Source organism: Phormidium sp. CCY1219 (assembly GCF_055795085.1).
Window position 1 is genome coordinate 24751 of record NZ_JAYFEQ010000403.1, and the last position, 12716, is coordinate 37466.

The 12716-nt window shown below is 48.4% G+C and carries 9 protein-coding genes; 6 read left to right on the forward strand and 3 right to left on the reverse strand.

All coding sequences use genetic code 11. The annotated features are described in order from the left end of the window. The first annotated feature begins 39 nt into the window (after positions 1 to 39). Positions 40 to 3249: an efflux RND transporter permease subunit gene (locus AC0QH1_RS08580; protein WP_324630645.1), complete on the forward strand. Its 3210-nt coding sequence runs from the start codon at positions 40 to 42 to the stop codon at positions 3247 to 3249. 235 nt (positions 3250 to 3484) lie between these two features. Here AC0QH1_RS08580 and AC0QH1_RS08585 read toward each other — a convergent pair whose 3' ends face one another. Both AC0QH1_RS08585 and rnc read right to left on the reverse strand, forming a co-directional pair. After that, positions 3485 to 3931, reverse strand: coding sequence for a hypothetical protein (locus AC0QH1_RS08585; RefSeq protein ID WP_324630646.1), 447 nt, complete (start codon positions 3929 to 3931; stop codon positions 3485 to 3487). A 116-nt stretch (positions 3932 to 4047) separates the two neighbouring features. Beyond that, complete coding sequence (rnc, locus tag AC0QH1_RS08590) at positions 4048 to 5211, reverse strand: ribonuclease III (RefSeq protein ID WP_324630648.1); 1164 nt, start codon at positions 5209 to 5211, stop codon at positions 4048 to 4050. A 422-nt stretch (positions 5212 to 5633) separates the two neighbouring features. Here rnc and AC0QH1_RS08595 point away from each other — a divergent pair, with 422 nt between their 5' ends. Both AC0QH1_RS08595 and AC0QH1_RS08600 read left to right on the forward strand, forming a co-directional pair. Beyond that, on the forward strand, positions 5634 to 6014 hold the full coding sequence (locus AC0QH1_RS08595; RefSeq protein ID WP_324630649.1) for a Uma2 family endonuclease: 381 nt from the start codon (positions 5634 to 5636) through the stop codon (positions 6012 to 6014). A 167-nt stretch (positions 6015 to 6181) separates the two neighbouring features. Next, positions 6182 to 6322, forward strand: coding sequence for a hypothetical protein (locus tag AC0QH1_RS08600; protein ID WP_324630650.1), 141 nt, complete (start codon positions 6182 to 6184; stop codon positions 6320 to 6322). Positions 6323 to 6358: 36 nt separating this feature from the next. Here the strand turns inward: AC0QH1_RS08600 and AC0QH1_RS08605 are convergent, their stop codons facing one another. Continuing rightward, positions 6359 to 7873: a hydroxysqualene dehydroxylase gene (locus AC0QH1_RS08605; RefSeq protein ID WP_324630651.1), complete on the reverse strand. Its 1515-nt coding sequence runs from the start codon at positions 7871 to 7873 to the stop codon at positions 6359 to 6361. A gap of 177 nt (positions 7874 to 8050) precedes the next feature. Here AC0QH1_RS08605 and AC0QH1_RS08610 point away from each other — a divergent pair, with 177 nt between their 5' ends. From AC0QH1_RS08610 to AC0QH1_RS08620, 3 genes are all read left to right on the forward strand, one after another. Continuing rightward, positions 8051 to 10318 (forward strand): heavy metal translocating P-type ATPase, encoded by a 2268-nt coding sequence (locus tag AC0QH1_RS08610; RefSeq protein ID WP_324630652.1) that lies wholly within the window; start codon positions 8051 to 8053, stop codon positions 10316 to 10318. 152 nt (positions 10319 to 10470) lie between these two features. After that, entirely contained in the window at positions 10471 to 10740 is a 270-nt protein-coding gene (locus AC0QH1_RS08615) for a hypothetical protein (RefSeq protein WP_324630653.1), read from the forward strand. 761 nt (positions 10741 to 11501) lie between these two features. Continuing rightward, on the forward strand, positions 11502 to 12716 hold a 1215-nt coding region (locus AC0QH1_RS08620), incomplete at its 3' end, for a copper resistance system multicopper oxidase (RefSeq protein WP_324630654.1).

Here is a 12716-nt window from a genome sequence, read left to right on the forward strand (position 1 = left end):
TCAATTATCAACCGTTAAAGTTTCATCCTTAATTTTGCCATGTTTACTAACTTTTTTATTCGACGACCCGTCTTTGCATCTGTCTGTTCCATCCTGATTATTTTAGTGGGAATGGTGGGTTATACGCGGTTGCCCGTGCAGGAATTTCCCAGCATTGACCCGCCGGTGGTGAGCGTGACCACGGTGTATCCGGGGGCGAGTCCGGAGATTGTGGAAACCGAAGTTACCGAGATTTTAGAAGATGAAATCAGCGGAATTGAAGGGATTAAAACCCTTTCGTCGGAAAGTCGAGAAGGGGTCAGTTCGATTAGCGTTCAGTTTAACTTAAATCGGGATTTGGATTTAGCGGCGCAAGACGTGCGATCGCGGGTAGATCGCGCGGGGCGACAATTACCGGATAATGTAGACGCGCCGCAAGTGAGCAAGCGGGAAGGCGACGTTTCGCCGATTGTGTGGTTTGCCCTATTTGGAGAAAACTACACCTCCTTAGAACTCACCGACTACGCCGATCGCTATGTCATCGATTCCCTCGAAACCGTTTCCGGGGTCAGCAGTGTGTTTATCGGCGGGGAACGGCGCTATGCCATGCGTCTGTGGATCGATCCGGTGAGACTCGCCGCCCGCCGACTGACCATTCTCGACTTAGAACGGGCGCTGCAACAGGAAAACGTGGAAATTCCCAGCGGTCGAATTGAAGGCGATACCTCAGAATATTCCGTGCGGGTTTTGGGGAGACTACAGACGCCGACAGAGTATGAAGAATTGGTGATTCAGCGCAATCCCGACGGGACGCAAGTGCGTTTAAAAGATGTGGGGCGCGCCGAAATTGGGCCGGAAGACGATCGCTCCTTCGTGCGGTTTATCGGCAAACCGGCGATCGCCTTAGGAGTGGTGAAACTCTCCACCGCCAACACCATTGACGTGGCCCGAGGCGCAAAAGCCAAAATGGAAGAACTGGCGGACAATTTCCCGGAAGGAATGCGATATCAAGTCGCCTTTGACCGGTCCGAATTCGTGGAATTGGCGATCGATGAAGTGTGGCAGTCCTTATTTTTGGCCGTCTTGCTGGTGATTTTGGTCATCTTCGTTTTCCTGCGAGATTGGCGATCGACCCTCATCCCCGCCGTCACCATTCCCGTCTCCTTAGTCGGTGCATTTGCGGTGATGTTTTTCCTGGATTATTCTATCAATACCCTCACTTTATTTGCCCTGACTTTGGCCACCGGTTTGGTGGTGGATGACACCATCGTGGTGTTAGAAAATATCGTCCGCTATATCGAAGAAAAAAATATGAAACCGTACCACGCCGCCATGCGAGGCGTGGGTGAAGTGGTGTTTGCGGTTATTGCCACCACCGTGGTGTTAATTGCCGTGTTTCTACCCGTGGGATTTTCCACCGGCAATACCGGACGATTATTTACAGAATTTGCGATTACGCTTGCCGGTTCGGTGGTGATTTCTACTTTTGTGGCGCTGACTTTAGCGCCGCCATTGTCCGCCCGGGTGTTGCGCCATGACGGGCAGATGAAAAAAGGCATTTTTGCCGCGATCGAGTGGCTGTTCGATCGCACCGAACGTCTTTATCGCTGGTCTTTGTTGCGGTTGATGCCATTAAAAGCCGTTATCGTTCTGGTCTTTATCCTCTCTCTAGGATTGACCGGCGTTTTATTCACGCAAATCCCCAAAGGTTTTCTTCCCACTGATGACCGAGGCGGCATTTTTACCATTGTCCGCGCCCCGGAAGGTGTCACCCTGAACTACACCGATCGCGTGATGCGACAAGTAGAAGAAATCTACAGTCAAGTGCCGGAGGTAAAAAGTTATTTTACCATCGGGGCGTTTGGTCGCGGTGCCCCGGGACAGGTGAACCAAGGATTTGCCTTTGTCCGCCTTCAACCTTGGTCGGAACGAACCGAACCGGGACAATCTCAACAAGAGATTATTGGCAGTTTGTTCCCCAGATTTGCTCCCCTCACCGATGCCTTTGTTTTGCCGATTAATCCGCCGTCTTTACCCGGTTCGGGATTCAGCCAACCGCTGGAATTCGTCTTGCAAGGGACGGATTTAGAAAAGCTGGCTACTGTGTCGGAAGACTTGGCCAACCAAGCGCGACAATTGCCGCAATTAGCTAACGTGGATACGGATTTAAAACTGAACAAACCGGAGTTGACGATTAGGGTCGATCGCAAACAAGCCGCGAATTTAGGAATTTCGATTCGCGATATTTCGCGCACCTTGCAAATTCTGTTAGGCGGACAGGAAATTACCAATTTTAACCGAGGCAATCGCCGCTATGAAGTGGTGGTGCAAGCAGAGGACGAGTTCCGCGCTTCTCCTCAAGATATCGAGCAATTATACGTCCGCACGAATCAAGGGGAGGTGGTACCGTTGAGCAGTGTGGTGCAAATTGTGCCTTCTACAACTCCGCCGCAAATTAATCACTACAATCGCTTTCGTTCGGCCAAAATTTCCGGCTCTCCCGCGCCGGGAGTCCCCTTGGGAGAAGCTTTGGATGCGTTGCAGCAGTTAGCGGATGAAGTGGTGCCGCCAGATATGCGAACTGCCCTTGCCGGTCAGTCTTTGGAATATCAAGAGGCGGGTCAAGCTACGTTGTTTATTTTTGGTCTTGCCCTGGCGTTTATTTTCTTAGTGTTGGCGGCGCAGTTTGAAAGTTATCTCGATCCGCTGATTATTTTGTTGGCGGTTCCGCTGTCGTTGTTGGGGGCGTTTGCTGCACTGTTGTTGGCGGGGTTGGATTTGAATGTTTACAGTCAAATTGGGTTGATTATGTTGATTGGGTTGGCGACGAAAAACTCGATTTTGATTGTGGAATTTGCTAACCAACGTCGCGAAGAGGGAATGTCGATTACTAAGGCGGCACTGGAGGCGGGAACGGTTCGTTTTCGTCCGATTTTGATGACCGCATTTTCAACGATTTTTGGCTTGTTGCCTTTGGCATTTGCTACCGGTGCCGGTGCCGCATCTCGGGTGTCGATTGGAATGGCGGTGGTTGGTGGTATGTTTGTGTCTACGTTTTTGAGTTTGTATGTGGTGCCGGTGTTTTATGCGATCGCTATGAAGGCGCAATATCGTCTGATGCACAAAGGTCACGCGGAAATCGAAACGGACAATTCTGCACAAGTCGCACCGGAATCTTCGATGGCAAATGGCAATGGAATGTGGAAGGAATGGGAAGAATCCACAGCAAAACGCGATCGACCCTCGGAACAACCCTCCTCTCGAAGATAGTTGCATTCCCTCTATTTCCGAACCCCGTAAACGCAAAGTCCCCCAATTTGGGGGGCTTTTTTTAATTCTTTTGTTGCCGATTCTGGTGAATATGATATAATGAAAAATGCGCCTTGTAAAGGTTTTATTTTTACGAGCAAGCCCAGGTGGGGAAATTGAGACAATCGAGAACGAATCGATGTTTGCAATGTCACTTCTCAAGTCTCAATTTCCCCGGAAGAGTGAAAAAGTGCGATTAAGCTTTTTTCACTTGCCGATCGCGCCTGGAGCGATCGAGTCCTTTTTTAATCCAGTTAATGCACTCGCGTTTGGATTTGAAGATTTTAGGAGCCGCTAGATTTTTTAAGCTATCGGGCTTAAAATGGTCGTAGAAGTATTTACCTCCCATTTCGTACACAATAATCAAGTTATCGCGATAAGTGTAGCGCTGCTGAAACACTTCCATGCTGTCGAGTACATCGGAATATTCTTCTAGATGTTCTCGGGCGATTTCGATAATCCCATCAACGCTACTGGAATACATTCCTGCCGGATTTTCTGCTTTATGAAAGATGCCTTTATGTCCGAGTTCCGACAGCAGTTTGTAGGAATAGATTGACTCGCGATCGACTGTGCCAAAGAGATAAGGAATAATTAAATGGCCGAGGTAAGCAACGGATTTTTCGTACAGTAAGCGACTCATTTTCCTCTCTGGGTGGTGGTGGGCGTGGAACTGACTCAGGATAGTATTCGATTGGTTTACAGGGATTGTACCATCCTGAGTTTTCACCGGTGTGGTGGCGATCGCAACTCCGCCGCCTATGACCCAGACACCTTTTCCAGGGCGGCTTCAGCAGCGCGCTTTTCTGCCTCTTTTTTGCTGCTTCCCGTGCCTCTCCCGTACTCTTTGTCCGCCACGGTGACTTTTACGGTAAACTGGGGCGCATGATCTGGCCCGGTTTTGGCGATCGGTTCGTATTCGGGCTGCATCGGACCAAGATTCGCCTGCACCCACTCCTGAAATAGATTTTTGCAATCCACCAGCATGTCGGATTTCGTAGGCGAAATGGTATCGAGCAAACTGTCGGCTGCCGCACTAAATAAAGGCTGAATAAAATTGCGAACTGCTTCCATTCCCGCATCAAGAAAATATGCGCCGATTATCGCTTCAAACGTATTGCTGAGCAAGGATTCATTTTGGCGACCTTTATCTTTCACCGTTCCTTTACCCAACCGCATTTTTTTTCCCAGGTCTAGATACCGGGCAAAATCCGCTAACTGCGGTTCGTCCACTAATGCAGACCGCAATCGCGTTAGTTGCGATTCGCTCAAATCCGGATAACGATGATAGAGAAATTGACTGCTCAGAAAATTCAGCACCGAATCCCCTAAAAATTCCAACCGTTCGTTGTCTTCATCGGCGGTGGAATGTTCGTTGGTATAAGAGCGATGGGTGAGGGCAAGGGTCAGTAAAGCAGGATTGCGAAAGGGCGGAATTTGGGGAATTTCATCGACACTTTCGATAAAGTGGGATTCGTCCGCGTTCTTAATCAGTTCTTGGCTGACGCCACTGGGTTGAGCGAAGACGATAACTTGCTTTTTGCGGCTTTTTAACAGGTAAACTAACCCGGTAAAGTCTCCGTCTCCAGACACGATTATAAAGCGATCGGGCGAGTCATTGGCATAAACTTCGTCAGCACAATCTACTAATAATTTGTGGTCTACGCTATTTTTCGCCGAGTCCGAAACGTTTACTCGTTCAAATCCTACCTTTTCTAAATATTGGGCATGATTTTTGCTTTCGTATTTCCAGTTGGAGTAGGCTTTTTTGCTCGTCACTACACCGCGATCGCTGGCAAATTTAAGCAAAAAATCCGCTCGTTCTGGCGTGATTTTCACATTCTGACAGTCCCAATACAGCGCTACTTTCTCCTGGGCTGATTTTTTTGTCTTGGCTGAAGATTCCTGTTTTTTTCTAGGCATAATTTTTACTCGATTTGAGAAAATGGATTGTCTCACCCATCCTCTAGCACCGTAATGATTTGGCATATTTCCCCAATCGGCAGAAACCGAGGCACCAAACCAGTTGACTACCCAAACATTCAGGCTGAATTTGCATTGTAATCGCACATTTAATGAAAGCTAGGACATCGGTTGCAAATTCCTGCAATCCGGAGTAAATGTGCAACTACAGCGCACATCCAACGCCTATCGGGCGCGTTGGGATGGGGTTGTATTTGGATGCTCTATCCATAGCACAGTTTTGCAAAATTGTCAAGTTTTTGATTCAAAATCACACCTCGACCCCGATTTCCCCCGGGTTCAATTCATTCCGTACAGATGAGCGATCGCCAAACAAAAACCCCGTTAAAATTAGAGTACCATTTGCAGATAAACCAATAGCCATGAGCCTTGCAACTCCTCTTCACAATCAAATCTCGATGGGTACCGAACCCCCCAAATGGAAACCCGCCACTTGGGACGATTCCCTCGCTTATCGAGACGATCCGACTCTGGAGAGAGTCCGTGTATTTTTTAATCGCGGGTATCTTTTTGTTGACATGGGGAATCAAGGAATCAACCACGCTAACGTAACTCGTTTGTTCGCCATGTTATTTTTTATCTGGTTCAGTCGCTTTCGAGACCTCAATGTTAGCGATTTGGGAGGTTGCGTATTGGAAAAACCGGAAAAGCAAGGAGCATCGCCGAATTTGGTGCTATATATCGGAGAAAATATTCCGCAGTGGAAAGAAGGCGAACCGCGTCGGATTGACTTGAGTCGGTGACGAGTTCCGGATTTTGTGGCTGAAATTGCCGATACCACATTGGCAACGGATATGGATGAAAAAAACATCTTTATGCCGAGTTATAAATTCCCGAATATTGGGTTATCGATATTCGAGCAAAGCGAGTTTTTTGCTTTCGGTTTTACGAGGATAAAAACTACAAGCAAGTGTTTTTATCCGAGGCTTTACAAGGATTGTCCGTGTCGCTTTTAGAGCAAACATTGGAACGCTTGAATGAGGAAACGAATATTAAAGTAGCGAATTGGTTTTCCCAGGCGATCGCCCAGAGTGGCAAGTCCGAGGAGTAGGGTGCAGGTGGGCAATGCCCACCGTACAATGCTCATTTATGGCAACCAAAAATCGGGGAAGACATTCTCTCCAAACTGACGCAAGGTTTGGTTGAGCGATCGCGCCAATTGGATGTGGGGTTCGTCGGGTTCCACGGGAATAATATTTGCCCGCTTGCCCATTCCGAAGCGATCGATAACCAGATTTGCCGCTTCTAACCCAGTAACATAGGCTTTTTCCTGAGACCAAGAACCGTGACGGGTGATAATCCAATCCCCACTCATAAACAGATTATCAACGCTAGTATTGCCCCGCAACATATACTGATAGCTACCCGGGAAAAAATGCGTCACCGCTTGCTTCAGACGAATTACGCTGCTGTCGATAATTTTAGCATCGCGAAAACCGGGTACGCAGGTGGCTAAATCCCCCTGCACTTTTTGCAAGATTTCCGCATCGCTTAAGGGGAAAAGCTGATTGGCATGATAAAAATCTGCTTCCACCACAGTTTCGGGTAAATCGCGATAATCATCATGCAACGCATTCAAATCGAAAAAAGTCCAGCCCGTGGTGCGATCGAAGCCAAAGCAGGCATTAGACGCCCGGGGAATATTCACTTGGCGATCGAACCACAAGCGAGTCGCCACCACATCGATCGCGTTTAAATTCATAACATTTTGAAATTCCCGGCGACCCTGCAAACTCTCACTGCCCGAGACAATTTTCTTCATCCCCGTAATTCCCACGGAGAAGATAACCGCATCTGCCTCAAACACTTCATCCCCACAAACCACAGCAGTAGCTTTCCCGGTTTTTTCGTCTATTTTTACATCCGTCACCCGCCGCTGAGTGAAGATTTTACCCCCTGCTTTTTCGATAGTTTGACACCAGGGATTAAAAATATTTTCCCCCACAGTGCCGCGACACCAGACCACATCAAAATTCGGCTGATGAGCCAAAATAAAATAATAAAGCATTCCCAAAGCTGCCGCCGCCGAGCATTGTTCCCCCGGGGCAAATAACCCCACCAATAACATCGGTTCAAAAGACTGACGATAAAGGCGGGCCGAAACCCCGAATTGTTTGAACAATTCCCGGGCCGTCACTTTATCGTAACGCTGCCATGCGGCATCGGAATTATCAAAATCTACCACAGCATAAAGCAACGGTAATGCCGAGAGTCGGTCAATCAACGGCAAGCGGAAAAACAACGGATAAATAAACGTACCCAACGGCATCGGGAGGCGCGGTTCATCCTGAAAAATTGGCGATTCCACTTCTAATCCAGCGGGGGAATATTGAGCCGATCGCGTCCAAGGCGTAAAGGGATTTAACCCCAATTCATCCACCAAAGAAAAGATATTAAAATACGGATACCAAAACCCGTGAATTCCCGCTTCCACCGATCGCCCTCCCGGGGTTTTCCAACCGGCAACCAAACCGCCGGGAGAATCCCCAGCTTCTAACAAGGTGACATCGTATCCTTGTTTCGCCAAGTGATAGGTTGCGCCTAACCCCGCCCAACCGGCACCAACGACGACAACTTTTGGTTTGTGTGATTCCGTTGACATGGCGTACCTCTAGACTCTGATTTTAGGATGCCATGATTTGGGCGCAGAACTCCCTCGATTTCATTCCCTTCTGAATTTTATTAAGTTTTATTAAATTGACTGGAGTCTCCATCTGACTGGAGAGTTTATCCTAAACCCATAAGCCATCTGGCAGATGTATTTGAAAAGGAAATCATAATGGAAAGCGTCAATCTCAGACTGAAAGGGATGGGCTGTGCCTCCTGTGCCACCCGCATCGAACAAGCTATCTACGAGGTAAATGGCGTCAGGGAATGTAACGTCAACTTTGGCGCGGAACAAGCTGCCGTTAAATATAACCCGCGCCAAACCACTCTCGAAGACATTCAGCAAGCAGTATCGGCGGCGGGATATACCGCTCAACCCTTAGAAGCATTGGGAATGGGTGAAGATGATGCAGAAAAAAAAGCCCGAGAAGCGGAAGAAACGAAACTGAGAAACAAAGTCATCGTGGGCGGCATTATTAGCGCAATTTTAGTAATTGGTTCCCTACCCATGATGACGGGATTAGATATCCCTTGGATTCCCATGTGGGCGCATAATGCCTGGTTCCAATTCATCCTCACCACCCCGGTGTTATTTTGGTGCGGCAAGTCCTTTTTTGTCGGCGCGTGGAAAGCCTTTAAAGGTCATTCATCGAATATGAATACGTTGGTTGCCCTGGGAACGGGGTCGGCTTATTTTTATTCCCTATTCATCACTCTATTCCCGGTATTTTTGATATCCCAGGGTTTAAAACCCGAGGTTTACTACGAACCGGCAGCAGTAATTGTCACGTTAATTTTGTTGGGGCGGTTGTTGGAAACGCGCGCCAAAGGAGAAACCTCAGAAGCCATTAGAAAACTGATGGGCTTGCAAGCGAGAACCGCCCGGGTAATTCGTCAGGGAAAAGAAGCGGATATCCCGATTCAAGAGGTAGAAGTGGGGGATATTATTGTGGTGCGCCCGGGGGAGAAAATTCCCGTTGATGGCGAAGTGATTGAAGGCAGTTCGGCAATTGATGAATCGATGGTGACTGGAGAACCAGTGCCGGTGACAAAGCAATCGGGAGATGAAGTGATTGGGGCAACAATTAATAAAACTGGCAGTTTTAAATTCCGCGCCTCTCGAGTGGGGAAAGATACGATGCTAGCCCAAATTGTGAAATTAGTCCAAGAAGCGCAAGGCAGTAAAGCCCCAATTCAGCGGTTGGCGGATCTCGTTACCGGGGTTTTCGTGCCAGTGGTGATTGCGATCGCGATCGCCACCTTTGTGATTTGGTTCGACTTCACAGGTAACGTCACCCTCGCCATTATTACCACCGTAGGCGTGTTAATTATTGCCTGTCCTTGCGCCCTAGGTTTGGCTACCCCAACTTCAATTATGGTCGGTACCGGCAAAGGCGCGGAAAATGGCGTTTTAATTAAAGGTGCGGAGAGTTTGGAATTAGCCCATAAAATTAACTCTATCGTGTTAGATAAAACCGGAACCCTCACCCAAGGAAAACCCACAGTAACCGATTACCTCACCTTGGGCGGAACCGCCCACGATAACGAGATAAAATTGTTGCGATTAGCCGCTGGAGTGGAAAACAATTCCGAACATCCTTTGGCAGAAGCAATTGTGGAATATGCCAAGGCACAAGGAGTGGAAACGCCATTTCCCGAAATTACGGATTTTGAAGCGATTTCCGGGAAGGGCGTGCAAGCCAAAATTAGCGATCGCTGGGTACAAATTGGCACCGGGCGCTGGATGCAGGAATTGGGAATTGATATTCAATCTTTACAGTCTTATCGGGAAACGTGGGAAGCGGCGGCAAAAACCACCGCCTGGATTGCCGTAGATGGCGAAATTGAAGGATTATTTGGCATTGCCGATGCATTAAAACCTTCTTCTGCTAGCGCCGTGAAATCCCTACAAAAGATGGGATTAGAAGTGGTAATGCTCACCGGAGACAATCAGAAAACTGCCGAAGCGATCGCCCGGGAAGTAGGCATTACTCGGGTGTTTGCTGAAGTGCGCCCAGACCAAAAATCGGAGCGCGTTAAAGCATTGCAATCCGAAGGCAAAGTGGTGGCAATGGTGGGGGATGGAATTAACGATGCACCGGCATTGGCACAAGCTGACGTGGGAATTTCCATCGGTACCGGCACGGATGTGGCGATCGCCGCCAGCGATATTACTTTAATTTCTGGCGATTTGCAAAACATTGTCACCGCCATTCAACTCAGTCACGCCACGATTAAAAACATTCGCCAAAATCTATTTTTTGCGTTTGTTTACAACACCGCAGGCATCCCGATCGCCGCTGGTATTCTCTATCCCTTTACCGGATGGTTGCTCAATCCCGTTTTAGCCGGGGCAGCAATGGCTCTGAGTTCGGTTTCCGTGGTGACAAATGCCCTGCGCTTACGCAAGTTTCAAGCCAAATTACAGGGCTACAGCTAATTCGCACTTATGCAAAAAAAAACAATCGGGTTTTAACTCGTTGTAAAGCGTTAACTCGTTCCCTGACTAAAGCCTGAAAACGAGTCAATAGACATTGGCAAATTATCTGCCCGTTAAATCGCAGTTAGCAGCATGAAAAAAAGAGGTAAAAAATGAAAAAACAGGCTAAAAATAGCTGTATTTATAGTATAATTATGGCAGCATTTTTACTGAGCGCTGCTCCGGTTTCCGCCAAAGCCCAACTGCCAGCAGAGGCAACAACAACCGAAAGTCACTTTCGCGCGATCGAGCAACCCTTGGCCCTGAAAATTGGGGTCACGGCGGGCGGCGTGGCGTTAATTGGCTTAGAATTGTGGTGGTTTTTGTTCAGTAAAAATCCAGCACAAAAAGCCACCGCGCCAGGAAAACCTAAAGAGGAATAATCAAGTCGTGTTTGCGACAAAAGCGTAATCAAGCGAGGGATTTTCTCGCCCATAAAAACCCCAGAAAACACGTGGAGGGTAGCGCGCGATCGCAGAACCATCGAACGAGAGCGCGCCACCCCAAATCAAACCAACAGTAATAAGCTACTCGCAACTCCGTGGCTTTTGCCCCGATTCCCCCGGTGAAATATGTCGCTCCCAATACTCCCACTACAGCAACACCCGATAATAGCAGGGGACGGGACTGTTGATGAATCCAAGATGTCAGATGTTTGAGCATAATAAAACCTCAACGTCAATTTTTTGCTTGTACTTGGGACTGTCGTTCTAATTTTAACTTTCCAGTTAAGTGGAGCATCAAGGGGAAACCCTGGTTTCATCGTAGATGTCCCCCACGCCACTTGGGTAAAGAGCGATATTTATTATGTTGTCAAGCGCCGATGAAATGAGGATGAAATTTTATCTCCTCCGCCGCCGCCGAAAAAAATTTTCCAAATCCCGAGAGATTTCATCCCGATTTCATATTGTTGGGGAATAATGGCTAAACAGCAATCCACGGATAGAGGGAGGAATAAAACTGGCAAAATCGGTTCAAACCGTATTTTGGGTTTAGCAGTCACCGGATGGATGAGGGGGTTGCCAACAGGGAAGCAGTCTTCTAGAGGGGCTAAACAATGAACGATGGTCAATACTTTCGCCGAAAAATATCACTGAAAAACCGTTTTAAATGCCACTGAGTTAGAGTCGGAGAAAACACAACAATGAGTCAGCAAAGTAAGGGATTGACCCGACGGAATTTCTTGCGCTTTACCGCCGGAATGGGCATGGCGATCGGTGTAGATAGTCTATTGCGAAGCTATCCCCGAAGCCTCGCCGCTACCAGTCAAGCAGAAGACGGATCGGAGTATGCCGAGTTAATTGACCTGCACATTCGCGAAATGCCATTCGCGATCGCCGGAGAAACGGGCAGTGCGATCGCCGTTAACGACTCGATTCCTGGCCCTTTACTGCGCTTGCGTGAAGGACAAACTGCCACAATTCAAGTCACCAATCACCTCCAGGAAGATACCTCCATTCACTGGCATGGAATTATTCTTCCCTTTCAAATGGATGGCGTGCCCGGGCTTAGTTTTGCGGGCATCAAACCCGGAGAAACCTTCACCTATCGCTTTCCGGTGGAACAAAGTGGCACCTATTGGTATCACAGCCACAGTGGACTCCAAGAACAACGAGGTCACTTCGGAGCATTAATTATCGACCCGAAAGAACCCGACCCCTTTGAGTATCAAAAAGACCATGTAGTGCTGCTGTCCGACTGGACATTTGAAGATCCCCATCAAGTGCTCGCTAACTTGAAAAAAATGGGTCATTACTACAATTATCAACAGCGAACAGTGGGCACCCTCTTTGAGGACTTGCCCTGGAAGCGAATGCGAATGGATCCGACAGATATTGCTGATGTCACCGGTGCCACCTACAGCTATCTAATGAATGGAATGACATCGGAATCCAATTGGACTGGACTCTTCCAACCGGGGGAAAAAGTGCGACTGCGGTTCATTAATGCTTCCGCAATGACCTTCTTTGACGTTCGCATCCCTGGACTGAAAATGACAGTGGTTCAAGCCGACGGGCAGAACGTGCAACCCGTGCCCGTGGATGAATTCCGCATCGCTGTTGCCGAGACTTACGATGTCATTGTAGAACCGAAAGCAGATACCGCCTATACAATTTTTGCCGAGACAATGGATCGCAGTGGCTACGTGCGGGGAACCCTTGCACCGCAACCGGGGATGAGCGCGCCCATTCCCGAACGCAGAACTCGCCCGCTTCGGACTATGGCGGATATGGGTCACGCTCACTCTATGTCCCACAGCGAGGAAGGACATTCGCAACATAGTATGTCTCACAGCGAGGAGGCACATTCGCAACATAGTATGTCTCACGGCAATGAGGCACATTCGCAACATGGTATG